We start from the raw sequence: 25472 nt of genomic DNA, 5'->3' as shown, positions 1-25472 counted from the left end.
TGAAATGATAATGATGAACCTCGGCTGTACGCTGCTGAATGCAGACGTGCTACCGGGGTTTCTTTTATATTTTGATTGTGCAGGCGAGGGGATTGGGGGAAATCTTCCGTATTATTATGTCCCTCTTTTCAATTGACAGCAAAGAAGGATATTGGAATGGTGTCTGAATATCATTGAAACCGAATACGAATTTACAAAGTATATATAAAGGAGGATATAATTAGTTGCTATTTATAAATTTGTACTCGGTTACATCCATAGAGGGGAGGATGAATATGCCATTTATTGGGGGAATCATTTTAATCTTTATCCTAGCATTTATTCTATGGGCATTAATGATCCCGCTATTCAATAAAATAGGTAGTAGAATTCTGAAGAAATATAATAAATTCAAACAAGAGGAGAATGATGATGAAAAATTCAAAGACTTTTAGGGTAGGGGCGATCACGGTTGCCTTGGTTATTATTGTGGGAGTGTTACTGGTGACTTTCTTTTTAACACGAATTCCTAATGGATATGTTGGGGTCGTTTATTCACCCAATGGAGGCGTAAAAGATAGTACACTGAGTCAAGGATGGAAACTCGTTGGAGCGTTTGATAAAGTAACGAAATATCCGATCCGAATTCAAACGGTTGAATACAGAGATATTCAGATTGCCACTTCTGACGGGAAAAACATCACAATTGATTTTGCTTACAACTACCAAGTAGAACCAAGTAAAGTATCTTCTATTTTCAATACATTTGGGCCAATTAGCATTCAAGAAATTGAGGATACATATCTCAAAACACGTTTCCGTGACGCAGCTCGTAAAGGTATTTCCAAGTTTACAGTCATTGATGTTTATGGTGAGAAGTCATCCGAAGCAGGAGTGGATGTCCAACAACGTTTTTCTGATGACGTTAAAGAGTTAGGCTTTATTGTATCTAACGTTACCGTAGGTGTTCCTCAACCTGATGCTAAGACTCAGGAAGCAATCGATAAGCGTGTTGAAGCCTCTCAAGAACTGGAACGTAAAACGACTGAACTTGAGATCGCCAAGAAAGAAGCAGAACGTAAGCGCGTGGAAGCGCAAGGTAATGCAGACAAACTATTGATTGAAGCAGAGGGTCAAGCTAAAGCCAATAAAGAGCTCCAACAATCATTATCGAGTCAACTCGTTGAATATGAAACCATCAAGAAATGGGATGGAGCCCTTCCATATGTAAGTGGGTCAAATACGCCAATGATTCAATTACCGACTACTAAAGTAGAGCAAAATAGCGGCGCGGGGAGCGTATCTCCCTAATAGCAGTTTGAAATGCACGCCTTACTTTTTCAACAATTTAATCTGTTGAATTCTAATGAACAAGCCAGTCCAATCGTGGGCTGACTTGTTCATTTTTGAGTCTTTTCAAAGGAAACATGAGGGATTTAGTTAAGCCTAGACATTGGATTCACCTGTCCAATCCTGTACAATGAATAACGACAAAAACAACGGTAGATTAAGGATGGATCAGCACGATGAGAATTATTATATCACCAGCTAAAAAGATGAAGATCGATACCGATCTTATGGCTATTGCGCAGATGCCGCAGTTTATAAAAGAGTCAGAACAGCTACTCAGTTTGCTTCAAAAGTTAACCTATGACGAACTCAAAGCAATGTGGAAGTGTAACGATGCAATCGCCGAACAGAACGTGGAGCGGATTCGGAATATGAATATAAAAGAAAATCTTACCCCAGCCATCTATGCCTATGAGGGTATTCAGTATCAGTATATGGCGCCAGGTGTTTTTCAAAATGAGGAACTGGCGTATCTTCAGGAGCATTTACGCATATTATCCGGTTTTTATGGCATGTTACGGCCTTTGGATGGGGTTACCCCTTATCGGTTGGAGATGCAGGGCAAGTTGCAAGGTCCAGGTTTCAAGTCACTCTATCAATTCTGGGGGAGCAAATTGGCAGATCAGCTTCAAGCGGAAAGCAACTGTATTCTGAATCTGGCTTCCAAAGAGTATAGCAAAAACATCACGCCTTTTCTGAGCGAGGAAACCCGGTTCATTACATGTGTATTCGGACAAATGGTCGATGGGAAGCTTGTTGAAAAGGCAACGCGGGCCAAAATGGCTAGAGGTGAGATGGTACGGTATATGGCAGAGCGTAAGATTACAGATGTGGAGGATATTAGAAACTTTGATCGGTTAGATTTTGTTTTTTCAGAGGAGAAGTCGGATGAGAGCACGTATGTATTTATATATTGATTAATAGCCAGCCATTAAAATATAACCGTTGAAAAGTTCGCTACGTTTGTGGCAACTATTAAGGTTTACAATAGAAAGATAAGATATCATTTTATGTTAGAAACGTGATTAAACTTAAACATCGATTCAACCTAGTTATAAACTATAAAACAGTACTAGCGGATTTCCCGCTAAAAGCTCACCTTGCTTCTTTCCTTCATGTACAATTTTCCTGAGGTGACCTTACTATGAAGGATAACATGCCAAACCTGATCGAAGATTTGTTTTACGGGAACCTGCGGTTGGACGAGTCGATTCATCCTGAGCATGCCGAGTATCAGAAGATCAATCGCCGGATCTCGGATTTTATGCAGAACTATAAGATACAGCATAGCGAGAATGAATATGATGCATTGGAAGGATTGGTAGACTTGATCGGGCAATCCACGTCCATGTACGTGGAAGCAGCGTTTGAGCAAGGTTTCCGTACAGGCGGTAGGTTGATGATCGAGGTTTTGTGCAGAGCATGAGCGCAAACGATTAGCCTTACCTAGAAGCGAGCAGGGCAGATCTCAACTTTCAAAACCAGGCCCACAAAAGTCAAAAACATAAGCAACTAGCACTGTGACTGCCCGATCATTCAAAAACCATAAATCCCCTAATCCATCACCAGCAATCAGACTGGAATGGAAAGGGGATTTTGTGTTTAATCCTGAACTTTTCAACTACAGCTGACTAACTAATCTACCGCGCACCAATATTCGTACCAGCTGGCGTACCTGACCCAATCAGATCACTGCCTGTGGCAAGCTTCAAGAAGTTACCCATTACAGGGGTGCCATCGGCGGCACGGGTTACCGAAGGCACGAGGGAGACAAAATCAGCTGCGCTGGCGAGCAGGCCTTTGGCGTTCTCGCTTTTTTTGTTCTTCCACCAGACGTTGGTGCTGCTGACGTCGGTTCCGCTGGTTTTGTCACTGGCGCCGCCTTCGAAGGACAGGTTGTTGGTGAAGATGTGTGTGCCTACATCAAAGGCAAAGTTGCTTTGACCATTCTGCCAGGATGTATTATTTTTCATCTGAATAGAACCGGGATTGCTGTTATAGGTGAAGCCGTGCTTTTTATTTTGAAAAGCAATGCTGTTCTCCACGATGTGATTCACTGCGATTTTCTCGCCGCCCAGTTTGAAGCCGTTACCGTCACTATTGGTGGTGGATGTACCATCCAAAGTCTGCCCGTTGTGATGGGAGATGCTGTTGCGGATCGTCACGACGCCGATGGCGCCTGTATCTGTTTTGCTATAGAGATCCCAGCCATCGTCTACATTATAGGCAGCGATACAACCATCGAACAGGTTGCCCGGGCCTACCGTCAATTTGGCAGCAAAACCGTCGGCATCCTCGCCGTCATCCGGGTCATAGTTATCATGGGAATAGGAGCGAATAATCTCGTTATAGGCAGGCCATTCGCTGTTTGAAGCAGTCGAAGCATAACGCCCGAGCTGGATGCCAGTATCCCGGTTATGATGAGCTTCGATCTGTTCCAGGCGGTTGTAGCTGCCCCCGATAAAGATACCGTTGTCGCCCGCGTTCTTCACTTCAAGTCCTTTGACGAGCCAGTAGTCTCCGAACATTTGCAGCCCACGATTGGTGGAGGCGAAGGTTTGGGCCGAGAAATCAAAGACAGGCTTTTCCGATCCATACGCCACCAGATTTTTGCGTTGTCCCGATGTACCACTATTGCCTCGCTCAATCGTAACCGTTTCCGAGAAGCTGTAGGTGCCACCGCGCAGATATATTGTTTTACCCGGTGCGATTTGTGTCAGCGCGTTAGCCAGTGATGTAGGACTCGCAAGGGTTCCGGGATTGCTGGCCGAGCCGCCAGGAGCGACATATAGATCACCTGCAGCGAGTGTAGTACTGGAGGCAGCTACAGAATCAGAGGGATTTTGCAGTCCGCTATCGATCAGTTCCGCCGCACCAGCCGATCCACCTCCGAGCAATAATAGTGGGAACGCGGCACTTAGGCAGATGTGAGTCATTTTCGATTTCAGCGAACGTTGAGATGATGCATGAATAGAAGTAATTGGGAATAATTTCATTAAGCAAACCTCCTTAGTAATTGGGAAATGAAGTCCTAGAGGACACAGGTTCATGGTAAATGTTGTAAACGTTATCATCAATAATCATTTGATCAGATGGGCTCAACCTGCTGACAAGCCTTGAATAACTGGTCGGAAATGGAAATTCATATGAGTAGCACATAATCTTGCGCTCAGTTCATGTCCCTCATTTAACAGGGGATCATCTGAAATTAACGTAGAAAGAGCCCCTTTTCCGAGCAAACATCATGATCCATACCTCCAATCATCCGAAATCAACCTTATAAGTATTTAAAATAGAAGGCCCTCACGTGATCAGCTCACAGGCTGCTCAGTTTGAAACGCCAAATACCCCCGATAGCAGCTGCGCAAGCAGTCTTTGCTACCGAGGGTTAATTAACGAACCTATACGTTTCTATATAACATGTCCTTTACCTTAAAATACGCCTTAACTAAACCAGCCAGTGCTTAATATGGATCTGCTTCATGACTGCGCTTGGCGGCCTGTTCCACTGTGGGCTCATGCTTGGGCTGAACTGTGGGGCTGTCATCCGTTGAGACGGAGGATAATCCTTCCGCTACCCGGCGTCCATAATCGGCATCCGCTTGGGTAAAATGGGAGATCATGCGCTCGCGGATATCCGGTTTGCATGTCGCTAAAGCATCGACCAGATTGCTGATCAGCTCATCCCGCTCCCAATCCTCGAACGCTCGGTACGTATCGCCGGCTTGTCCGAAGTCATTGGTACGCTCAATTTTTTCACGAACAAGACGACCCTCAATAAGAGGTTCATGTTCCTTGCCGCGTGGAGTTGCTTCCTTTAAGCCACCCAACGAGGAAGGTTCATAGTTGACATGTGGATTCTGCCCCGGTGCACGATCGACTTGATACTGCATCTGACCGCCGCTTTGATTCGTTGCAACCCGGTTCTTTGGTGCATTCACAGGCAATTGCAGATAGTTCGCACCCACCCGGTGACGCTGGGTATCCGAGTAGGAGAAGGTGCGCCCTTGCAGCAGCTTGTCATCCGAGAAATCCAGTCCATCCACCAGTACACCTGTGCCAAAGGCTGCCTGTTCCACTTCATTAAAATAGTCCTCGGGATTACGGTTTAGCGTCATTTTTCCAACAGGTAAAAACGGAAACTGCTCTGGCGGCCACAGCTTGGTCGGGTCCAACGGATCAAAATCCAGTTCGGGATGCTCGCCGTCCTCCATCACCTGAACGCACAGCTCCCATTCCGGGTAGTCTCCTTGTTCGATGGCGTGATACAGATCCAGCGTGGCATGGTTAAAGTTCTGCCCCTGGATATCGCTGGCGTCTTTCTGGAGCAGGTTGCGTATGCCTTGATTGAGCGGCTCCCAGTGATATTTAATGAGCACGCCAGTGCCTTCCTGATTCACCCATTTGTATGTATTGACGCCCGACCCCTGCATTTGTCGATAGTTGGCCGGAATTCCCCAAGGGGAGAAGAGAAACGTAATCATATGGGTGGCTTCAGGACTGAGCGAAACGAAATCGAAAAACCGTTCCATATCCTGTGCATTGGTCAACGGGTCGGGCTTGAAGGCATGTACCATATCCGGAAACTTGAGCGGGTCACGAATGAAAAAGATTTTCAGATTGTTGCCCACCAGATCCCAGTTGCCGTCCTCGGTATAGAATTTTACAGCAAATCCGCGCGGGTCCCGAAGTGTCTCCGGTGAATGTCCACCGTGAATAACCGTAGAGAAGCGAACGAATACGGGCGTTTCTTTGCCTTTTTCCTGAAACAGACGAGCGCGAGTATACTTCGATACCGGTTCATCCCCGGCCGTTCCATACGCCTGAAATACACCATGAGCGCCAGCTCCGCGGGCATGGACAACCCTTTCCGGGGTGCGTTCACGGTCAAAATGGGTGATCTTTTCGAGAAAATGATAGTTCTCCAGCGTAGTCGGTCCTCGACTGCCGACGGTTCGAACATTCTGATTGTCCGTGATGGGATGGCCTTGCCGATCCGTTAATGTCTCGGGTGCCTTGTCTGAGGAATGATCAGGTTGTGAAGAATGGTTATCCATAGAGACCACCTTTCCTTAAGTTGGATTTCTGTATATATTTTCCCTGTGGTCCGGTTCTATACATAAAATTTCGCAAAAAAAGCTTGTCACCCACCTCATGGCGTGGGATAATTAACTTTTGCCCTATGGACGGTTTTTAGATAAAAATGCACCACTTATAGAAGAATGGAGGCTGACTTAGGATTGTCTACACAACGTTATCCTTTTGCATATGATCCGGCAGAGCCCTTTGTATCCCGTTTAGGGGAATGGGTTGCCGATGTTTTTTACGATATTTTGCCTGAGTCCGGCTTCGAGGTACGGGATGAACAGATTTTTATGGCGTACCAGCTTGAACGGGCCTATGGAGATAAAAAGACCATTATGGCTGAGGCTGGTGTGGGAACAGGAAAGACATTAGTCTATCTGCTCTATGCGGTCTGTTATGCACGTTATACGGGGAAACCGGCGGTGATTGCCTGTGCAGATGAGTCCTTGATTGAACAGCTCGTGAAGCCGGGCGGAGATATTGCAAAGCTGGCTGCACATCTGGACTTGGAAGTAGACGCACGTCTGGGCAAGTCACCTGACCAATACGTCTGTCTGAACAAATTAAGTGCGATGAGATTTGCGGATGAGGATGCGCCTGTCATTGAAGAAGTGCATGAGAGCCTTCCGGATTTTGTGAATACGCCGGGTACGCTTCAGGCATTTCATCCATATGGTGATCGCAAACAGTATCCACATCTGAATGATCGCCAGTGGAACAAAATTAACTGGGACCCGTTCCAGGATTGCTTCGTTTGTCCCAAACGTCAACGCTGTGGCTTGACGCTGTCGCGTGACCACTATCGTCGTTCCAAGGACATCATCATCTGTTCCCATGATTACTACATGGAGCATGTGTGGACCTATGAAGCGCGCAAACGCGAGGGACAATTGCCACTGCTGCCAGATCACAGCTCGGTTGTATTTGATGAAGGACATTTGCTGGAAGAAGCGGCCCTGAACGCACTGAGCTACAAATTGAAACACCGCATCTTCGAGGAACTGGTTACCCGTCTCCTTGAAGGGGAGATTCGTGAATCCCTCGCGGAGCGTGTGGATGAAGCGATTGAGAGCAGTGAACGATTGTTTGCGCTGCTGGATACGTATACGGTGGCGATTCCGGGATCGGAACGGAAAGAAGTGCGGGTAGAACCGCCGTTGCTTCGTGAGATTGAACGACTGACCAGCGTATTGGATGCGATCGGCGAAGAATTGGTATTTGAGAGCGGATTGTTCTCACTGGATGGCTATCAGATGCGTGTAGTGGAAGAACATCTGGACATGATTCAGTCTGCACTTGCGTTGTTCCGTAAGGAAGATGGGTACATCTGCTGGGCTGAAGAGAGCGAAGACGAGACAACCTTATCGATCATGCCGCGTACCGTGAAGGAAATTCTGAACGAGCGTGTATTTAATACAGGCATTCCGATTGTCTTCTCGTCCGCAACGTTATCTGTGGATAATTCATTCCGTTATGTGGCAGACAGTCTGGGGATAGATGATTTTGTATCGTTCTCAGTGGCTTCTCCATATGACTATGCAGACAAAATGCAGATGAAGATTACAGATGAAACCGTACCTGGTCACCCGGAAAACGAAAATCGGTTGCGTGACGCCGTGACGCTGCTTCAGGAGAGTGGGGGCCGTGCCCTGATTCTGTTCCGTACGATGGAGGAGCTGCGTGCATTCAAGCAGGACATCGTTCATGTCCCTGAGGCTCAAGGGTTACGTTTTATGTATGAGGGAGATCGGGAGATTAGTGACCTGATTGCCGCTTTCCAGGAGGATGAGGAAAGTGTGCTATGCTCCGTCAATCTGTGGGAAGGTCTGGACGTTCCAGGACCGTCATTATCCAATGTCATGATCTGGTCGCTCCCGTATCCACCACAGGACCCTGTATTTAATGCAAAACGCACAGCATCAGCGGCACCTTATGAAGAGATCGATCTTCCATACATGTTGCTGCGCGTGAAGCAAGGTCTGGGACGTTTGATTCGGACCAGCAGTGATTCAGGTACCGCCGCGATTCTCGATGAATCGTTGTACAGCAAAAAGGAAGCCAAAGACCGCATTGCGGCTCTGCTTCCCGAAGGTGTAGAATGGACAACCCTGACACACTAGTTCACATTCATATTTAGAATATTTAACTTAACTGGCTCCCTTTCAAGAGTAAGTACTTGTACGCTGCGAATTCAACGTCCAGCTGTGATCAAGCGCTCATTTTGGAGGGGAGCCTTTAACTTGTGTAAGAGTTTTTCTTTGTTAAAAAATACCCATGCTCAAATACCGTTCCCCGGTATCGGGCGCAATGCAGAGCACTCGGTGACCCGGCCCCAGTTCCCGCGCGATGCGCAGGGAGGCCCACACCGAAGCGCCAGAGGAAGGGCCGAGCAGCAGCCCTTCCCGGGCAGCGAGCTGCCGCATCGTATCCAGTGCATCCTCATCGGACACCTGGATAATGGCATCCCACACGTCGGTATTCAGAATGTCCGGAATGAACCCCGGACTTGTACCGACGAGCTTGTGGGGTCCGGGCTCGCCCCCGGACAGCACAGGTGAACCTTTCGGCTCTACCGCATAGATACGAATGTCCGGCAGCTGCTTACGCAGTTCTTCTCCCGTTCCGGTGATCGTACCGCCTGTTCCCGCCGTGGCGATAAAGGCGTCCAGCTTGCCCTCCATCTGCTGCATAATTTCGGGAGCCGTGGTGATCCGGTGGATATCCGGGTTCGCTTGGTTCTCAAATTGCTGGGGAATGAAACTTCCCGGAATGTCGGCCTGAAGTTCTTTGGCCTTACGAATCGCACCAGGCATCCGTTCCGCAGCAGGGGTAAGTACGACATCTGCACCATAGGCTTTCAGAATGTTGATGCGTTCCTTGGACATGTTGTCCGGCATGATCAGAATGGCCTTATATCCTTTGGCAGCAGCATTCATCGCAAGACCGATGCCGGTATTGCCGCTTGTCGGTTCGATAATGGTTGCGCCGGGAAGCAGCAGTCCTGCCCGTTCAGCCTGAACGATCAGGTTATAGGCGGCACGGTCTTTGACGCTGCCGCTTGGGTTGAAGTATTCCAGCTTGACGTATACGTCAGCGGAATCGCTGCCTGTAAGTCTGTTCAGTTTAACGGCAGGTGTCTGGCCGATCAGTTCGGTAACATCTGCGGCAATGCCTGTATGTGCGGGTGTTTGATTTTTAATTAAATGCGAATTCAAGTCCATGAAGTACAACTCCTTGATTGATAAGACGTTGAAAGCAATTCCAATGAACAAGTCTGTCCGCCGTTAATGGCAGGCAGGCTTGTTGCTTATAGGAATCCATTTTCATTACAAGTCTGAACGGAATGTACAGACATGTCTATTCCATCTTAATGAACGCAGCCTTCCGGGGTCAACCTGTTTCGATTAGGCAGAAGGGTGAGGAGTCTGAGGAGTAAGTGAACTAAGTGAACTAAGAATTATGAATTTAAACCATGACGGGTACATTAAGCAGATGAATCAGCTATAACGGCTGGGTCAAGTCCATATCCAAATGCCGACTAAGCTCTTTTTTGACTTCATTCCGTGCGAACGTCCACAGCATATAGAACCGCTGTAAATATCCTCTGCACAGGTACTGGGTTTCGATTCCATCAACTTGCCGTTTCTCTTCCAGAACCTTGACGCCACGAGTTCTCATCTGTTTGCGAAGCGTCAGCATTTCCTTAAGTACATCATTCTGAATGCGGGTTAGAGACAGAATGTAGACCTCTGGCATTTTGAGCTGCAACGTATCCAGTGTGCGAATATCCCGTTCAAGCACATCCAGCAGCAGGGTGCGTACAACCATGCTTTTAATCAATCGGTGGTCTTCATCCGCAGGGGATGGGGCGGAAGGGGATGATGACATACTTTCACTTCCTTAACCTTGAATTCGGACATGTTCTTATTTACAGAACGTATGTTCTTATATTATAATCAATATATGCAATGATGATACATAATACAACCGAGAAATATTGGAAGTAGTCCGTATGCGATTGATGTTGAGGTTGTAGGCGGTGAAATAGGGACAGGCCATCTCCAAAATAAGGTATAATATTTGGGTTTTGCAGGAAACCTAAGGGCATAAGAAAACGACTTAATGCATCAGAGGAAGAGATGAAGAGCTTTTGGTTCGTTGATTGGGGAAGGTTATGAAGAATTGCCAAGGTGTTGCAACAAAAAAGCCCCTGCCTTGGGCGGCGGGGCCAGAGATGATCTGCCGAACCAGACGGCAGAGTTGTATATGAGCATAAAGCGGTTAAGCCAGATACTGAGGCTTCTCATAAAGAGCCTCTTTTTCCAGAATCACTTTGTAAGGTCTTTCTTTACCCTTCAGTGAAGGGCCAATCGTAGTCAGCGGTACGGCCGGTTTGTGGAAACGATCTTCTTCCTTGGGTTCCGGAACCGGTCGTGATGATTCGGGCGCAGAACTGAGGCGTACCTTTTTCTCGCTGCCCCAGCGCTTGCTTATTTTTTTCGTTTCCGGTTTCATTCCGGTTCGCCTCCTAACAAATCGTTGATGGCGTTGAACAGATGACGATTCTCCAAATCCATCTGCTGAAATATCGCCTCATCCGCTTCAATATGTCCAATAATATGGACTGTGATTACATACCTCTTGGCTACAGGATAGCATAGCAGATACTCTTTCTCAAGGTAGTCGTCGTAGAGATTGATCTTGATTTTGTTCTCCCGGTAAGAATCAATAACCAGAATTCGCTTCGGATCATCAGGCTGTTTGTCGTCGTTGGCGGACAAGTTATATTTTCTCCCCGGTTCCCCAACATTACCACATAATTGTTCAATATGACCACTGTCATCTGTACGGTATATGGCAGTTCCACGCACGGCAAATGGAGGAAGGGATACAAATGCACTTCGAAGTGCATCGCTCATTCGCTCCAACATAACCGAATCTGCTTTGCGGGTACGCAGTAACTCCCTGAAGAATCGCAGCAGCTTGAGCAACTGTAATCGGGCTTCGCCCTCAGACCTTTTATGTTTCTCGATGATTTTTTCCACTTCGGGATCGCTCCATCGTCCCTGTTCTTCGATGCTGTTTGCGATTTTGGAACAGGCCACCGAGACGGCTGGCGCCCATTTCCCGTCTGAACGAATTTCATAAACCAGTGGATTTAATCCCAGGAGGTCTGTAGGCATGCGTAAACCTTCGATCTTGGAAGCGTCTTTGATGTCCGTAATATCTTCGGGGAGAATGAAAAAAATACGCTTTCGTCCTAGCCGACCCATAAACAAACCCATTTCCAGCATTGTATTATCACGGACAGAGGCATAGTACTTCCCGCGAATTTTAGATATATCATCCGGATGAAAAATAAAAATGGCAAAGTCAGTCGTACGCACTTCTGTTTCCAAATCGTCCATGGTATAACTGCTTGGATTAAAAACTCCGGAGTACCAAGGGGTAACTTCGGCCGAGAAACGCAAGTTTTCGTGTACTGCGGCTGCAATCGGCTTCGCTTCCAGCGAGCAGCCAATAAAGATTCTTGGCTTTAACGTTTTCATCAATCCGCCTCGCTTAAACGGGTAGTGGGAATCAATTGTTATATTATACCATAAACAGCAGAGTAAGTCTGGAAACGTTTAGCTGGACCAAGATAAGCCGATTACATTTGCTATAGTGTATGTGCAAGAGGGAAATGATTCCTTTAAAATCCGCGGAAAAATAAAAAATGGACCCAAATTGTCACAGTTGGGTGACTGGATAGTTATATTTGGAAGCTTCAGTCATAGAATGAAGGAGCAGGTAGCACCATTAGTTAGAGAAGCTTGTCCTGGTGTGGCTGTTTGACGGCACAAGCAGACCAGAGTGTGCTTTTTGCGCATATTTGAAGGGTCTGCTGTTTCGACCCAATCACATCGGTGTTATATAATAGAAGAACAAGCAAGTTAGCTTTGATGTTTAAACTAAATCTTTACACGGTAACGGAGAGTGTAGACCCGTCTGAAGAAACGAAGTGTTCGCCTTTATCACAGGATTTTTCCCTTAGAAAAAGGGAATCAAAAAAATCCGGGGATAACAGCGATCGGAAGAGGGTGCTACAATCGAAGTGATTAGTGGAAAGTATACGTTTAACCAAGCATAGCTAACCACCAACAGACAGAAAGGATCAGGATACCATGAGTTCCCGAAGGATAATCTCCCCAAGGACGATCTGGAAACGTTACGATCTCTCTTACACTTAGCGCCCCTTGTAGAGTACACCACCGTAAAGAAAAAAAACGGCTGACTCTGCGAAAGAGGGGATTGGAATGAATAATATTCGAAGGACAAATACGATGATTTCTTCCAGGCTTGCCTTTTGCAGGGTACGGTCGGTGCAAACCAACCTTTACAAACTGCGAGGGAACCTGAATGAAGAGAACATCGTTAACCTTACAACAAGTTAAGACAGAGGCGGGAAAGTTCGCCATTATGCTGCTCGGAACATTTATTTTGGCATTTGCCTATTATCACATTAATTTTCAGAATCATTTATCGGAGGGCGGATTTGTCGGTCTGGCCCTGCTTGGAAAGTACGCGACAGGCTTATCACCTGCAATCGGCATGCTACTGCTGGATATTCCAGTCATGATTCTGGCCTGGTTCCTCAAGGGCTGGAAGTTCATGATTCAGGCGCTGCTGGGTGTGGCCGCATTCTCATTGTTCTATGACGGGTTTGAGCGGTACTCTACCCTGGTCATTCCGTTTCATGGTAATCTGTGGATTCCGGCAGTCCTATCCGGTGTTATTACCGGCGTGGGAGCTGGCATGGTGCTACGATTCGGAGGAGCGACAGGTGGAGATGACATTTTGGCGGTGCTCATTAGCCGTTGGAAAGGCTGGAAGCTGGGAACGGTTTTCTTTGTCAGCGATGCGTTTGTACTCGGATTGTCGCTTTTCTTTCTACCGGTAAAAGAAACTTTATATACCATTCTGGCCGTATGGATTGCCAGTAAAGTGATTACGTACATGGTCAGTTTCCCGGCTCGCCGGACGGTTACGACCTCAGCTGTGAAACTGCCCGTGTCGACTGCAGCCAAAGTAGTCAGCGGTGCTTCACAACGAGTTCCAGTGGCTAGAGGGGTTTCGCATTAAACGTAACGACCACCCTATTCGAAATGAATGTTGTTCGAGTATGGTGGGCTTGCCTCATACCAAACACAAAGCCCTTTTGCATGCTTGATGGGAATCATTCCATTAGCGGCGAAAGGGCTTTTTTGCTTGCCTTCAGTAAAAAAATTAACGTAATACATTCACGATATATCCTATTTTAGAACAGATTCACTTAAGGCTTAATGGAAGAAGCGATTTGCCCATCTTCATTATGGATAATAGCCCGAATGTTCTGTTTTTCACTCTTTTCTTTGGCAGCATCCACAGCTTCGGCTTTGGTTCGGAACGTAGCCAGAGATTTGGATTGACCTTCTTCCTTGATGGCCCAGCCAGAGTCGGTAGGAACCACATGAATATTATCATGGCTTTTGGAAGAAGAGACAGGTTCGGAATGACGGCGTGGAGATGAAGATTTTCCATGTTCTGATTTGCTGTCTGATGAAGGTTGTTTCGTACCCTGCTTCGAATGCTTCGATGTGGGATGGTTCTCATCCCATTCTTCCGCTTTGGCAGTAGCGATCGCAATGGAGCGTCCTTCCTCATAACCGTCATCCAGCAGTGCATTGGCAATTTCAATGGCCTTATGTCTGACACGAGGCTCCAGATTTTTCATGGAAACGGGATAATCCTGTTTGTTCCACGGCATATTGATTCCCTCCTGTACAATATAAGTTATTTGTATATTACCCTGTACCCGGATGAATAAACGATTATTGTGGAGAACCTTGAAGCACACGCTGTAGTTTTGGTGCATTCTACTGTTTAGCTTCTCTGCCCTTTTCTATACTTTTATGTGGATGAGGAGTATAATGCTTCCATACTTGAAATTACAATAGAAGCCCATTAGGAAAAAGAAAAAGATAAGGAGATTTACATATGTTTAGTTTGAGCCTAGCCATTCCTATGTTGTTTACGATGCTTATTCATGCCGCTGACAGTCTGTCCTATGCGCTGCGCCTTGGAGGATTACGTACTCGCAGAATCGCGCTGGCCTTGTCCCTGTCCGGAATTTTGCTGCTGGTGTCGCGTACCTCCAATATGGCCCAAGGGCCGATGGTAGGTAATCTCGTGGATACGGCAACGAATGGAGGGAATCCACACTTTGCAGCGCAATTGCACTGGCTAATGGGTGCGGCTACGATAGGAACAGCCCTGGCTATTCTAAGTTTTCCAACGATGGTTAAGCTCGCTTCCCGAATGGTCGTTCATTTTGAGGCGGCAGGATCGATTCCATCCATGATTCGAGGTCTGCTGAAGCGCAGCAAGTTCAAAAATGCGATGTATTACATTACCCCGCCATCATGGAAAATGGCAAAGCTATTGGTACACAATGGAATGCCCAGACGTCTAATGACGTTGAACATAGCGGTGACAGCGATCTATACGACTGGAGTTCTGTCCAGTCTGTACGCTGCGTATCTTTATCCGGGGCAGGCTGTAGCTGCTTCGCAATCCACAGGACTCATTAATGGAGTAGCAACTATTCTGTTAACCATTCTGATTGATCCTCGCATTTCGTTGCTCAGTGACAAATCTCTGCGCGGTGAAATCCGGCTGGATCGAATGAATCAGATCTATGGTTGTATGCTTGTATCCCGTTTATTTGGCACATTGTTGGCTCAGTTGTTATTGATTCCATTTGCCTACTGGATCGGCTGGATTGTGAGTATGATGTAAGCTAATTCCAATCTATATACAAAAAAAGAGAAATAAAAAGGGGACTTCCCATGCGTCATGAAGATGACGGGAAGTCCCTTTTTTAGTCTTACTTAATGTCTAACGAACGGAGCACAAGTTAATAGCTCCAGTCCCTCAAGTCTGCGGTTTAACGAGTCGTAGAGACATTATGTCATCGCTTTACATGTGCTGCCTCAGGCTGTTCCGCAGTTTCACCGGAATAACGTGACTGAAATTCGTTAAAATTAGCATTCCAAGTGAATTGTCCTCTTAAGATGCGATCGATTCGCTAGCGCTTCTTAAATACGTACTTCAATGGACCATTACTTAATTAAAAAGTACGGCGTATTCGGCATATCCTTCTTTTTCAAGATCTTCTTTGGGTACAAAACGAAGGGCTGCGGAATTGATGCAATAACGCATTCCACCAGCTTCGGCAGGGCCATCATTGAACAGGTGACCCAGATGGGAATCCCCTTCACGACTTCTCACTTCGGTACGAATCATGAAGTGGCTGAGATCTGTTTTTTCCTTCACATTGTAGTCACGTAGTGGACGGGTGAAGCTTGGCCAGCCGCAGCCTGAATCGTATTTGTCGGTGGAACTGAACAATGGCTCGCCGGATACGATGTCCACGTAAATTCCGTCACCGTGGTGATCCCAGAACTCGTTATGGAACGCTGGTTCGGTTGCGTTGTTTTGGGTTACTTCATATTGCAGCGGCGTAAGACGCTCCTTCAGGCCGTCTTTATCCACTTTGCCGGACCAGTTACGTTCGATAAAGTCTTCACGTCCAGAACCTTTACGGTACCGTTTGTAGTGCGCAGGGTTTTTGTGATGGTAACCTTGGTGATGCTCCTCTGCTTCATAGAACGTTTTCGCTGGCAAAATCGGTGTGAAGATTGGTTTGTCAAAACGTCCGCTTTGTGCCAAAGCTGCTTTGGAAGCCTCTGCGATCTGGCGTTGTTCTTCACTATGATAGAAGATGGCTGTCTGATAAGATGATCCACGGTCATGGAATTGTCCACCCGTATCTGTTGGATCGATCTGTTGCCAGAACAATTCAACGAGTTTCTCATATGGGAAGATGGCCGGGTCGAATGTAATTTGAACGGCCTCTACGTGACCTGTCGTTTCCGAGCAGACCTCCTCATATGTTGGGTTCTCCGTATGTCCTCCTGTATATCCCGATACAATCTTATGAATACCGGGTAGTTCCTCGAAGGGGGATACCATACACCAGAAGCATCCGCCTGCAAAAGTTGCTTTTTCACTAGTATGTTGTTCCATGCTATAGTCACTCCATTTCTGATGAAGAATGATATTTTGGCTTACTCTTCTATTATATCCCGAATTGGCAAGCCAACCAAGCAGGATCGTAAAGAGGATGAGTCTGAAATGTTTCTGACTGTTCCGACTTAGACTTTTTTACGAGAGCGTAAGCGAAACCAAAGTAATATTATCGTCATGAACACGAGATAACCGGCAAGGATTAACAGGCTCACCCAGATTGATGATTCTGCTTGTGCACCCGCATAGGCAAAAACAAAAATCGCAGGCAATTTGCCAATCGCTGTCGCAACCATGAACACCCAGAATGGGGTGTAGGTAATGCCCGCATAGATATTAACCGCCATTTGCGGCACGATGGGCAACAGTCGCATAGACATGATACCCATGAAGGGATGAGCCTCCATCCACGTTGTAAATCGATTTAAACCCCGAATGCGTTCGAGATAGGTTCTGGCCTGATTTCGGAATATCGTTCTTGCTCCGGTGTATACCAGCAGTGCAGCAAATGTGGTTCCAAGCCAGCATATCCAGGCTGCTGTTGCAGTGCCGTAACTGTAGCCAAAGGCAATAATGACGATTTTGTACGGAATTACGGGTACAAGAGCAAACAACGTCGCCATGGCGAGTAAAAGTGGTATGGACTGATGCAGATCGGTCCAGGCCAGTAGTTCATATCTGTAAATAAACGTGACTCCGGCAACTAAAACATATAAGAGGAGCCATAACCATTTTCGCAAAATCCCAAACGCTCCTTTCAGACCAGGAAGGTCTTACCGTATCCCAATCCGTATTGCTATCTCTCTAAAGTTTACCACGTTCAACCAAAGGATGGACAATTCGTACCGGTTCTAGCTGCAATCACTGGCATGTTGCTGTCTGAAGGGTTACACTATAGGACGTAGAAATATAGAACTCATCTGAAGGTGGAATGATCATAATGGAAACAACCAAGCGAACCCGTGCTGCGATCATCGGACTCGGGGATATTGCACGTAAAGTATATTTGCCGCTGTTGACTGCCCACGCTAACGTGGAAATTACGGGGATTATGAACCGTTCTCCCGAGCCGGTGAAGGAAATACAGCATACCTATAGATTGAACAATGGAACAACGGATATAAAAGAATTGTTGTCCTGGGATCTGGATGCGGTGTTTGTACATACAGCGACAGAAGCTCATTTTGACATCGTTATGCAATGTTTGGAGCGCGGGCTGGCAGTATACGTGGACAAACCGCTGTCCTATACGTTACGGGAGTCGGAAGAAATGACCGCATTTGCTGAAGCACAGGGTCTTCTTTTGGCGGTAGGTTTTAACCGGAGATTTGCACCGTTGTATCAAAATGCGAAGGAATGGATGCAGGCTGGACAGGGTTTTGAATCGCTGACAGTTACTAAACATCGGACAGGCATTCAGGATCGTCCCGCTGCGGAAACCATCTATGATGATCTGATTCATATCCTTGACCTGATGTTATGGTATTCGGATCACAATGTGCAGCTGCTCCATCAGTGGATACGTAAAAATGATCTGGACCGACTGTTGCATGCGGCTGGTTCAGCCAAGCTGGGCAGAACGGCATTTGGCAGATTCGATATGGTACGCCAAGCAGGAGTGGATCTGGAGAAGATTGAGCTGTATGGCGGGGGAAGATCGGTAGAAGTGCTGAACATGGAAATAGCGAAGTATGAGGAACGTGGTGCACAGGAACGCAAGGAAACCTTTGGCAGCTGGGAAAGTATTTTGACCCGAAGAGGATTCACAGGAGCAATTGATCAATTCTTGGCAAATCTTGAAACCCCGGATGACTGTGCCATCAGTGCAAGTCATGTCATGGACAGTCATGACCTGGCCGAACAGCTTATTCGCGGTTAATCTTGAAGAAGGTCGTGCGGGAGTGTGAATGAAGCCTTCCGCACCAATGATTCATTAAACGATATTGGAGGAAGTATAATACCATGGATGAATATGAAAAAGAACGCAACAAACAGATTGAGGAAGCTGTAATTGAGACGTATAAACAGGAAGAGGAAATGATGATTCTGGTATTTGCCCAGTGGTGTGTCAATCATGGACTGGATCCGGAAGAGATGTACCAGCAAGCCTACCCGGAACAACTGAGCAACGAGCGTTTGCAGCAGGTGCTGAAGCTAGTTGTATCCAAGGAGGAAGCCGGTGACATTCCGGACGACACTGTATTGGGCGTGTTATCCATGTTTGGCAATGAAGATCTGGCTATGGTTGTATCCGAGGCGATTGCCAAGCGCAAATAAGTTTCGGTTACGAATAATACGTATACGTATTAATGAAGCGATTACATCTGTTCCCGGTGAATGACGCGGAATTCCTTGGGCGACATGCCGAACCGGGAGCGGAATACCCGGTGGAAATACGTATAATTGTTAAAGCCGGAAGATTCGGCTACATGTTCGAGTGTCATTGGACTAAAAATGATCCGTTCCCTGGCCATGTTCAGTCGTACATCCAGTGTATATTGCATAATACTTTTACCAAACGCTTCTTTGAAGAGATGAACTCCCCTTGATACACTGATTCCAATATGGGTAGCTATATCTTCAAGCTTGAATAGAGAAGAAGCGTTTTCCTCGATGTAACTTTTAATCTCATATGCCACATAGTTGGTATTAGTAATCGTCGGATGCTCCGAGAGCATACGATCCACTTCAAGACAAAGAATTCGCATATAATAACTGGCGATTTCAGGGTACGGATTGGAAATACGGCGCTGCTCCAGTACGAGCTGTCGAAACAGGGTAAGCAGGCTTTCGGTTAGCTGCACCTTGATCCGGTTCGGCCTCTTGTGATGTTTCCACCACTCATCCACCCAGTCCCCATTGAAGAAAATATGGTAATCACCACTCTCCACAAGTCGTTCGCCCATCGGATTTTGCTCTTTGTCTATTCTCAGTTCATATGGCTCATCTGGACTAAACAGAAGCAGATCACCCGCATCAACAAGCGACATCTCGCCGTCTACACGGGCTCGGCAACGTCCGTCCGTCTGGAGCCTCAACAAGTAATTCTTTACTCCCTCAGGATGCAAGCCTATATAAGGTTTGCGATGAAACGAGAAGCCTGCTGTAAGAACCTGGCAGGAATAATCAGTCGGCATTGGCATACTCCTTGCAATTTGAAAATTATGACCAGATAGTTCATGTTTCGATCATATTATTCATTTTAATTGAAGCCGAAACGGAATACCATAGTATTAAATTCAAGTGCAACACTTAAGCGTAAAACCTTCAATTACAAATATGTAAATTTACAGGTTCTCACCATTCATAAGGAGATGAACATCACTGTGGAGAAAATGAAAGCGGGCATTATAGGTTGCGGTAACATTAGCGCCATTTATCTTGAGAATTTTAAAGATAATCCTCTCATTGAAGTGGTGGCTGTTGCGGATTTGATCCGTGAACGGGCACAAGAACGAGCTGATGAATTCAATATCGCAAACGTTTACAATGTAGATGAGTTGCTGCAAGATAACGAAATTGAGCTTGTGCTAAACCTCACGGTTCCTGGCAGTCATGCCATGACTGATCTGGCTGTGCTTGAAGCAGGCAAACATGTGTATGCCGAGAAACCGTTGGCAATTTCTCTTGAGGATGGTCGCAAGGTAATTGAACTGGCTGAGGAAAAAGGATTGTATGTTGGTTCAGCACCGGATACGTTCCTTGGATCAGGCATTCAGACTGCCCGCAAGGCAATTGAAGAAGGACTGATTGGTAAACCGATTGCGGCAACTTCATTCTTCATGGGTGGAGGGCCGGAGGCATGGCATCCAAATCCAGAGTTCTTTTATGTCGCTGGTGGCGGACCGATGTTCGATATGGGGCCTTATTATTTGACCGCGCTGATTACTCTCCTTGGACCGATTCGCAGAATTAGTTCATCGGCAGGTGTACAGATCACGGACCGCGTTATTGGTTCCGGGCCGAAGGAAGGTACACCTATTGAGGTACAGACGCCAACACACTTGGCAGGAACGATTGATTTTGAGGAAGGTGCCATTGCAACAATGATCACCAGCTTCGATATCCGGGGTGCTTCGGATTTGCCACGGATTGAAATCTACGGTACCGAAGGTACGATGAGCATACCGGATCCCAACTTTTTTAACGGGGAAGTGAAGCTGCGCAGATTCGGTCAGGACACATGGGAGACTGTGACGCCTGCTTTTGAAAGCAGACAGAACGAGCGCGGAATCGGCGTTACCGAAATGGTTGAATCCATTCGAGCCGGACGCGAGCACAAGGCCAGCGGTAAGCTCGCCTACCATGTGCTTGAAGCTATGCATGCGTTCCAGCGCTCCTCGCTTGAGGGCAAACACATCCAAATGGAGAGCACTTATCAAGCAGGAGCAAAGAACAATACAGATGAAAATCAGTCAGAGGCTGTACAGTCACACTAATTGATCTCGGATGAGGTGAACCGGTAAATGTTGAAGGTTGGATTACAGCTATATACGGTACGTGATGAACTGGAACGCGATTTCAAAGGCACACTCGCTAAGGTTGCAGAGCTTGGATATCAAGGCGTAGAGTTCCATAACTTTTACGGACATAGCCCGGAAGAAGTAAGGGCCATTCTGGATGAATTCGGTCTGGAGATTGTGGGTACCCATGTTCAGTACAATAGTCTGCTTGAGGATCTTGATGGCGTGATCGCTTATCACAAAGCCATCGGAAACAAAAACCTGATTGTCCCTTATCTGTCAGAAGAACAAAGGCAGTGGGATAACGTATTTGCTTCCCTGAATGATATTGGTGAGAAATGTGCAGCGCAGGATATGGTGTTAATGTATCACAATCATGATTTTGAATTTACAGAGCAGGTTGAGGGGCAGCCGGCGTTATACGCGATGTATGATACCGTAACCGCTTCCCATCTGCAAGTGGAGTTGGATTCGTGTTGGGCTCACGCCGCAGGATACCCGCCAACGGAAGTCATCGCGAAGTATGCGGGACGTCTGCCACTGGTGCACTGGAAAGACATGCGCCGTTCAGAAGGTCAAGTCCTGACTGTGGAATTCGGCCAAGGTGAGGTAGATTTGGGTGCTGTAGCTACAGCGTCAGATCAGGCGGGAGCCGAGTGGCTTGTTGTGGAGCAGGATGTATGTCAGAATCCTCCACTGCAAAGCATCGAGAGCAGTATGAACTGGATTAGAAAATATGCCGCTAATGGAGGACTTGTTCATGTCTAAAGTACTTAATATCGCCATCGTAGGTTGTGGCGGAATCGCCAAAGGTAAACATATGCCCAGCCTGTCCAAACAATCTCAGGGCCGTATGGTCGCTTTCTGCGATATTGTGAAAGAACGTGCGGAGGAGGCAGCAGCCGAATTCGGTGCTGAGGGAGCCAAAGTATATACGGATTATAACGAGATGCTCAAGGATGAAAGCATTGATGTGGTACACGTGTGTACACCAAACGACTCCCACTCCGTGATCACGGTCGCTTCTCTTGAGGCGGGCAAACATGTAATGTGTGAAAAGCCAATGGCGAAGACGTCTGCACAAGCGCAGGCTATGTTGGAAGCCGCACAACGTACAGGCAAAAAGTTGTCCATTGCGTATCAGAACCGATTCCGCAATGATAGCCAATACCTGAAACAAATGTGTGAAGAAGGCGAGCTGGGCGATATTTATTTCGGTAAGGCAATTGCACTTCGCCGCCGTGCTGTACCTACCTGGGGTGTGTTTCTTGATGAGGAAAAGCAGGGCGGAGGACCGTTGATTGATATCGGTACACATGCGCTGGACCTGACTCTTTGGTTGATGGATAATTACAAACCGAAGAGTGTAATGGGCTCAACGTTCCACAAGCTGGGTCAACGTGAGAATGCGGCCAATGCTTTTGGTCCGTGGGACCCGGAACAATTCAAGGTAGAGGATTCTGCATTCGGCTTTGTGACGATGGAGAATGGGGCTACAATTATTATCGAGTCCAGCTGGGCACTGAATGTTGCTGAGTTCGGCGAAGCCAAATCACTGCTTTGCGGAACAGAAGGTGGCGCGGATATGAAGGATGGTCTGCGTATCAATGGCGAGAAACGCAGCCGTCTGTTTGAAACTAAGGTAGATCTGGATGCAGGTGGAGTTGCTTTTTATTCTGGTAGTGCAGAAAATGAAGCGGATCGTGAAGCTAGAATGTGGCTTGAAGCGATCATTGAAGACAAAGATCCAGTTGTAAAACCTGAACAAGCCATCGTGGTTACTCAGATCCTTGAAGCGATCTACGAGTCTGCTCAGACAGGCAAAGCGGTTTATTTCGACTAAACCGACCAGATATCATTTCCAATGAAATAACCAGTATTCTTACGTTTAATTTCAGGATAGAATAGCTCTTGATTTTCCACAATAACGATACAATCATGTGATCTGAACGGTATTTTAGGCAGTTCATGGTTCATAAAACCAGCAAATAATATGATATTTAATCTAGGGAGGAATCGCACTTGAAACTCGGCGTATTTTTGGTACTATTCGGAGGACGTAAATTGGAGGATGCACTCGACTATGTTGCATCCAAGGGCTTGAAAGCAGTAGAAATCGGAACAGGTGGACATCCAGGTAATGCACATTGTAAACCGGATGAGCTTCTGAGCAATCCGACAGCATTGAAAAACTTCAAAAATGCAGTAGAATCCCGTGGCCTGACTATCAGCGCATTGAGCTGTCACGGTAACCCGCTTCATCCACAAAAGGATATTGCAAAAGGATTCCACGATGATTTCGTTAAGACGGTAGAACTGGCTGAGAAACTGGAAGTTCCTGTTGTAAACACATTCTCCGGTTGTCCAGGAGACCATGAGGATGCCAAATATCCGAACTGGCCTGTTGCACCATGGCCGAATGACTTCCAGGAAGTTCTTAAATGGCAATGGGACAACAAAGTTATCCCTTACTGGACAGAGTGGGGCAAGTTCGCTGCAGATCACAATGTGAAAGTGGGACTGGAGCTGCACGGTGGGTTCTCGGTGCATACACCAGCTACCTTGCTGAGACTGCGTGAAGCAGCAGGCGAAGTGATTGGCGCTAACTTGGACCCAAGCCACATGTGGTGGCAAGGTATTGATCCGGTGCAAGCAATCCACATTCTGGGACGTGAAGGCGCGATTCATCACTTCCATGCGAAAGATACAACTATTGATCCAATTAACGTGAACAAATATGGTGTAACAGATATGCAGGATTATACAAACATGCTTGATCGTGCTTGGCAATTCCGCTCGGTCGGTTATGGTCACGATAACAAGACTTGGGCTGATATTATTAGCGCTCTGCGTCTGGTTGGATATGATTATGTCGTAAGTATTGAACACGAAGATGGTTTGATGTCGGTAGAAGAAGGATTCTCTAAAGCTGTGCAAAATCTCCAACAAGTATTGATTGAAGAGCCGCTGGGAGATATGTGGTGGGTTTAGAGTTACACTAGGGGGAAATTGAATATGATTAACGTCACCATTTGGAATGAATTTGTCCATGAGAAAATTCACGATGAAGTAAAAGAAGTCTACCCTGACGGTTTGCATATGGCGTTGGCAAACGGGCTGGGAGGCGAAGGCTTTGCCATTCGGACTGCAACACTGGATCAGCCTGAACATGGATTAACTGATGAGGTGCTGAATTCTACAGATGTGCTTATATGGTGGGGACATATGGCGCATGATCGTGTGAGCGACGAGATTACACAGAAGGTTGCACAGCGGGTCCTGGATGGTATGGGATTGATTGTGCTGCACTCCGGTCACTTCTCCAAGCCATTCAAAGCGCTGATGGGCACAAGTTGTGACCTGAAATGGCGTGAAGCCAATGAGCAGGAGATTATCTGGTGTGTGAATCCGTCCCATCCGATTGCAGAGGGCATCAACAGCAAGATAATTCTGGAAAAAGAAGAAATGTACGGGGAATTCTTCGATATTCCAGTACCGGATGAGCTGGTGTTTGTAAGCAATTTCCAAGGTGGAGAGGTATTCCGGAGCGGATGTACATTCCTCCGCGGTTCAGGTAAAATCTTCTATTTCCGTCCAGGTCATGAAACATACCCGACCTTCTATAATCCGGAAATTTTAAAAGTGATCAGCAATGGAGTGAAGTGGGCATATCCTACGCGCAACGTTAAGCCTGAATTTGGCTTCAGCGAGCCTGTGAGATCCCTTGGTAACGTGCTGGTTTAAGCTGCAAATTGGCTGTGTGAACGCATAAAATAAACGATATACCAGAGAACCCTTCTCCAAGTCAAGTATGACTGTGGCAGCGGGGTTCTTTTTGGGTAAGATAGCTACATGGGAGTTAGACGATATTTTCCCATGGTTCCGTTGTCCCATGTGATGTATACTGAGTTGTATCATCGAAGTTGAGTTATGCTCTAAAAATTTAACTTTTTAGCGGCAGACGTTTTCTTTGAGACTTAAATATGTTATTATGAAATATACTAACTAAACGTAAGTTGAGTGATCTCTAAAGAGGTGATTAATGTGGAAGGCCAAGATTTGCGGATGTGTCCGCGCTTTGAGACGGCGTTTTCTTTTCTGGGTAAGCGCTGGAACGGTCTGATTATTCAAACGTTGATGAGTGGTTCGAAGCGATTCAAGGATATCTCCAACCTGATACCATCCATGAGTGATAAGATGTTGTCAGAACGGATGAAAGATCTGGAAAGCGAAGGAATTCTGATCCGTCATGTCTATCCGGAGACGCCAGTTCGTATTGAATATGAACTGACAGAGAAAGGCAAGGCGCTACAGCCTGTTATGAATCAAATTCAAGACTGGGCAGAGCAGTGGGTTGAGTAGTAACAGCTTCCCCGGCTCAAACTAAGTGAACTGTTGGGATAAAGGCTCTTGGTTTCCAGTGGAAATCAGGAGTTTTTGTCTTCACGGTCCTGCACATGTTGTCGCGAGTTGTAGTATAATTGTAAA

General features: G+C 46.6%; 24 protein-coding genes. 14 read left to right on the top strand and 10 right to left on the bottom strand.

Features of this window, described 5'->3' with window-relative positions:
- Positions 1-411: 411 nt before the first annotated feature.
- The 3 genes from HP548_RS24165 to HP548_RS24155 all read left to right on the top strand — a co-directional run bounded on the left by HP548_RS24165 (position 412) and on the right by HP548_RS24155 (position 2755).
- The gene (locus HP548_RS24165; RefSeq protein ID WP_099858232.1) at positions 412-1290 is read left to right on the top strand and encodes a prohibitin family protein; all 879 of its coding nucleotides are present in this window, start codon (positions 412-414) and stop codon (positions 1288-1290) included.
- 215 nt (positions 1291-1505) lie between these two features.
- Positions 1506-2246: a peroxide stress protein YaaA gene (gene yaaA, locus HP548_RS24160; protein WP_175383099.1), complete on the top strand. Its 741-nt coding sequence runs from the start codon at positions 1506-1508 to the stop codon at positions 2244-2246.
- Between the two features lie 227 nt (positions 2247-2473).
- Complete coding sequence (locus HP548_RS24155) at positions 2474-2755, top strand: DUF6809 family protein (protein WP_099858230.1); 282 nt, start codon at positions 2474-2476, stop codon at positions 2753-2755.
- A gap of 214 nt (positions 2756-2969) precedes the next feature.
- On the opposite strand, the gene HP548_RS24150 is transcribed toward HP548_RS24155, so the two are convergent.
- Both HP548_RS24150 and HP548_RS24145 read right to left on the bottom strand, forming a co-directional pair.
- The gene (locus HP548_RS24150; RefSeq protein WP_246318200.1) at positions 2970-4325 is read right to left on the bottom strand and encodes a right-handed parallel beta-helix repeat-containing protein; all 1356 of its coding nucleotides are present in this window, start codon (positions 4323-4325) and stop codon (positions 2970-2972) included.
- A 468-nt stretch (positions 4326-4793) separates the two neighbouring features.
- Positions 4794-6386, bottom strand: a complete 1593-nt coding sequence (locus tag HP548_RS24145) for a catalase (RefSeq protein WP_175383098.1) — start codon at positions 6384-6386, stop codon at positions 4794-4796.
- Positions 6387-6569: 183 nt separating this feature from the next.
- Between HP548_RS24145 and HP548_RS24140 the strand changes: the two genes are divergently transcribed.
- Positions 6570-8534: an ATP-dependent DNA helicase gene (locus tag HP548_RS24140; protein WP_246318199.1), complete on the top strand. Its 1965-nt coding sequence runs from the start codon at positions 6570-6572 to the stop codon at positions 8532-8534.
- A 141-nt stretch (positions 8535-8675) separates the two neighbouring features.
- On the opposite strand, the gene cysK is transcribed toward HP548_RS24140, so the two are convergent.
- The 4 genes from cysK to HP548_RS24120 form a co-directional block, all read right to left on the bottom strand.
- Positions 8676-9635 carry a cysteine synthase A gene (cysK, locus tag HP548_RS24135; protein WP_217504811.1) on the bottom strand — a complete coding sequence of 320 codons (960 nt, stop codon included), beginning with the start codon at positions 9633-9635 and terminating at the stop codon, positions 8676-8678.
- A gap of 280 nt (positions 9636-9915) precedes the next feature.
- On the bottom strand, positions 9916-10302 hold the full coding sequence (locus tag HP548_RS24130; protein ID WP_064636668.1) for a hypothetical protein: 387 nt from the start codon (positions 10300-10302) through the stop codon (positions 9916-9918).
- Between the two features lie 393 nt (positions 10303-10695).
- Positions 10696-10929 carry a hypothetical protein gene (locus HP548_RS24125; protein ID WP_064636670.1) on the bottom strand — a complete coding sequence of 78 codons (234 nt, stop codon included), beginning with the start codon at positions 10927-10929 and terminating at the stop codon, positions 10696-10698.
- Complete coding sequence (locus HP548_RS24120; RefSeq protein ID WP_175383096.1) at positions 10926-11963, bottom strand: nucleotide-binding protein; 1038 nt, start codon at positions 11961-11963, stop codon at positions 10926-10928. The genes HP548_RS24125 and HP548_RS24120 overlap by 4 nt, the downstream gene beginning before the upstream one ends.
- An 850-nt stretch (positions 11964-12813) precedes the next feature.
- On the opposite strand from HP548_RS24120, the gene HP548_RS24115 reads away from it, so the two are divergent.
- Positions 12814-13536, top strand: coding sequence for a YitT family protein (locus HP548_RS24115; protein WP_076291835.1), 723 nt, complete (start codon positions 12814-12816; stop codon positions 13534-13536).
- A gap of 190 nt (positions 13537-13726) precedes the next feature.
- Here the strand turns inward: HP548_RS24115 and HP548_RS24110 are convergent, their stop codons facing one another.
- On the bottom strand, positions 13727-14200 hold the full coding sequence (locus HP548_RS24110; RefSeq protein WP_099858224.1) for a DUF2188 domain-containing protein: 474 nt from the start codon (positions 14198-14200) through the stop codon (positions 13727-13729).
- Positions 14201-14430: 230 nt separating this feature from the next.
- On the opposite strand from HP548_RS24110, the gene HP548_RS24105 reads away from it, so the two are divergent.
- Positions 14431-15231: a lipid II flippase Amj family protein gene (locus HP548_RS24105; RefSeq protein ID WP_175383095.1), complete on the top strand. Its 801-nt coding sequence runs from the start codon at positions 14431-14433 to the stop codon at positions 15229-15231.
- Positions 15232-15558: 327 nt separating this feature from the next.
- Here the strand turns inward: HP548_RS24105 and msrA are convergent, their stop codons facing one another.
- Positions 15559-16521 carry a peptide-methionine (S)-S-oxide reductase MsrA gene (gene msrA / locus HP548_RS24100; protein WP_163755087.1) on the bottom strand — a complete coding sequence of 321 codons (963 nt, stop codon included), beginning with the start codon at positions 16519-16521 and terminating at the stop codon, positions 15559-15561.
- Between the two features lie 128 nt (positions 16522-16649).
- Positions 16650-17261: a TVP38/TMEM64 family protein gene (locus HP548_RS24095; RefSeq protein WP_076291839.1), complete on the bottom strand. Its 612-nt coding sequence runs from the start codon at positions 17259-17261 to the stop codon at positions 16650-16652.
- A gap of 200 nt (positions 17262-17461) precedes the next feature.
- On the opposite strand from HP548_RS24095, the gene HP548_RS24090 reads away from it, so the two are divergent.
- Positions 17462-18400 (top strand): Gfo/Idh/MocA family protein, encoded by a 939-nt coding sequence (locus tag HP548_RS24090; protein ID WP_175383094.1) that lies wholly within the window; start codon positions 17462-17464, stop codon positions 18398-18400.
- 83 nt (positions 18401-18483) lie between these two features.
- Complete coding sequence (locus HP548_RS24085; RefSeq protein WP_099858220.1) at positions 18484-18798, top strand: hypothetical protein; 315 nt, start codon at positions 18484-18486, stop codon at positions 18796-18798.
- A 41-nt stretch (positions 18799-18839) separates the two neighbouring features.
- On the opposite strand, the gene HP548_RS24080 is transcribed toward HP548_RS24085, so the two are convergent.
- The gene (locus HP548_RS24080) at positions 18840-19658 is read right to left on the bottom strand and encodes an AraC family transcriptional regulator (RefSeq protein ID WP_099858219.1); all 819 of its coding nucleotides are present in this window, start codon (positions 19656-19658) and stop codon (positions 18840-18842) included.
- Between the two features lie 189 nt (positions 19659-19847).
- Here HP548_RS24080 and HP548_RS24075 point away from each other — a divergent pair, with 189 nt between their 5' ends.
- From HP548_RS24075 to HP548_RS24050, 6 genes are all read left to right on the top strand, one after another.
- Complete coding sequence (locus HP548_RS24075; RefSeq protein WP_175383093.1) at positions 19848-20960, top strand: Gfo/Idh/MocA family oxidoreductase; 1113 nt, start codon at positions 19848-19850, stop codon at positions 20958-20960.
- Positions 20961-20987: 27 nt separating this feature from the next.
- Positions 20988-21752, top strand: a complete 765-nt coding sequence (locus HP548_RS24070) for a sugar phosphate isomerase/epimerase family protein (protein WP_076291844.1) — start codon at positions 20988-20990, stop codon at positions 21750-21752.
- Positions 21745-22827: a Gfo/Idh/MocA family protein gene (locus HP548_RS24065; RefSeq protein WP_076291845.1), complete on the top strand. Its 1083-nt coding sequence runs from the start codon at positions 21745-21747 to the stop codon at positions 22825-22827. The genes HP548_RS24070 and HP548_RS24065 overlap by 8 nt, the downstream gene beginning before the upstream one ends.
- Before the next feature lie 179 nt (positions 22828-23006).
- Positions 23007-23975 carry a sugar phosphate isomerase/epimerase family protein gene (locus tag HP548_RS24060; protein WP_024631039.1) on the top strand — a complete coding sequence of 323 codons (969 nt, stop codon included), beginning with the start codon at positions 23007-23009 and terminating at the stop codon, positions 23973-23975.
- 24 nt (positions 23976-23999) lie between these two features.
- The gene (locus HP548_RS24055; RefSeq protein ID WP_175383092.1) at positions 24000-24728 is read left to right on the top strand and encodes a ThuA domain-containing protein; all 729 of its coding nucleotides are present in this window, start codon (positions 24000-24002) and stop codon (positions 24726-24728) included.
- Positions 24729-25049: 321 nt separating this feature from the next.
- Entirely contained in the window at positions 25050-25346 is a 297-nt protein-coding gene (locus HP548_RS24050) for a winged helix-turn-helix transcriptional regulator (protein WP_148661829.1), read from the top strand.
- Positions 25347-25472 lie beyond the last annotated feature (126 nt).

Origin of the sequence: Paenibacillus taichungensis (genome assembly GCF_013359905.1) — a bacterium.
GTDB classification, from domain to species: Bacteria; Bacillota; Bacilli; order Paenibacillales; family Paenibacillaceae; genus Paenibacillus; species Paenibacillus taichungensis.
The sequence above is the reverse complement of the archived record's forward strand: the minus strand, read 5'-3'. Positions and strand labels throughout refer to the sequence as shown.

What these genes read in the sequence shown, in the direction of transcription:
- HP548_RS24165 (WP_099858232.1), top strand. Translation starts at nt 412, where the DNA reads ATGAAAAATTCAAAGACTTTTAGGGTAGGGGCGATCACGGTTGCCTTG.
- yaaA (WP_175383099.1), top strand. Translation starts at nt 1,506, where the DNA reads ATGAGAATTATTATATCACCAGCTAAAAAGATGAAGATCGATACCGAT.
- HP548_RS24155 (WP_099858230.1), top strand. Translation starts at nt 2,474, where the DNA reads ATGAAGGATAACATGCCAAACCTGATCGAAGATTTGTTTTACGGGAAC.
- HP548_RS24150 (WP_246318200.1), bottom strand. Translation starts at nt 4,325, where the DNA reads ATGAAATTATTCCCAATTACTTCTATTCATGCATCATCTCAACGTTCG.
- HP548_RS24145 (WP_175383098.1), bottom strand. Translation starts at nt 6,386, where the DNA reads ATGGATAACCATTCTTCACAACCTGATCATTCCTCAGACAAGGCACCC.
- cysK (WP_217504811.1), bottom strand. Translation starts at nt 9,635, where the DNA reads ATGGACTTGAATTCGCATTTAATTAAAAATCAAACACCCGCACATACA.
- HP548_RS24130 (WP_064636668.1), bottom strand. Translation starts at nt 10,302, where the DNA reads ATGTCATCATCCCCTTCCGCCCCATCCCCTGCGGATGAAGACCACCGA.
- HP548_RS24125 (WP_064636670.1), bottom strand. Translation starts at nt 10,929, where the DNA reads ATGAAACCGGAAACGAAAAAAATAAGCAAGCGCTGGGGCAGCGAGAAA.
- HP548_RS24120 (WP_175383096.1), bottom strand. Translation starts at nt 11,963, where the DNA reads ATGAAAACGTTAAAGCCAAGAATCTTTATTGGCTGCTCGCTGGAAGCG.
- HP548_RS24115 (WP_076291835.1), top strand. Translation starts at nt 12,814, where the DNA reads ATGAAGAGAACATCGTTAACCTTACAACAAGTTAAGACAGAGGCGGGA.
- HP548_RS24110 (WP_099858224.1), bottom strand. Translation starts at nt 14,200, where the DNA reads ATGCCGTGGAACAAACAGGATTATCCCGTTTCCATGAAAAATCTGGAG.
- HP548_RS24105 (WP_175383095.1), top strand. Translation starts at nt 14,431, where the DNA reads ATGTTTAGTTTGAGCCTAGCCATTCCTATGTTGTTTACGATGCTTATT.
- msrA (WP_163755087.1), bottom strand. Translation starts at nt 16,521, where the DNA reads ATGGAACAACATACTAGTGAAAAAGCAACTTTTGCAGGCGGATGCTTC.
- HP548_RS24090 (WP_175383094.1), top strand. Translation starts at nt 17,462, where the DNA reads ATGGAAACAACCAAGCGAACCCGTGCTGCGATCATCGGACTCGGGGAT.
- HP548_RS24085 (WP_099858220.1), top strand. Translation starts at nt 18,484, where the DNA reads ATGGATGAATATGAAAAAGAACGCAACAAACAGATTGAGGAAGCTGTA.
- HP548_RS24080 (WP_099858219.1), bottom strand. Translation starts at nt 19,658, where the DNA reads ATGCCGACTGATTATTCCTGCCAGGTTCTTACAGCAGGCTTCTCGTTT.
- HP548_RS24070 (WP_076291844.1), top strand. Translation starts at nt 20,988, where the DNA reads ATGTTGAAGGTTGGATTACAGCTATATACGGTACGTGATGAACTGGAA.
- HP548_RS24065 (WP_076291845.1), top strand. Translation starts at nt 21,745, where the DNA reads ATGTCTAAAGTACTTAATATCGCCATCGTAGGTTGTGGCGGAATCGCC.
- HP548_RS24055 (WP_175383092.1), top strand. Translation starts at nt 24,000, where the DNA reads ATGATTAACGTCACCATTTGGAATGAATTTGTCCATGAGAAAATTCAC.
- HP548_RS24050 (WP_148661829.1), top strand. Translation starts at nt 25,050, where the DNA reads ATGTGTCCGCGCTTTGAGACGGCGTTTTCTTTTCTGGGTAAGCGCTGG.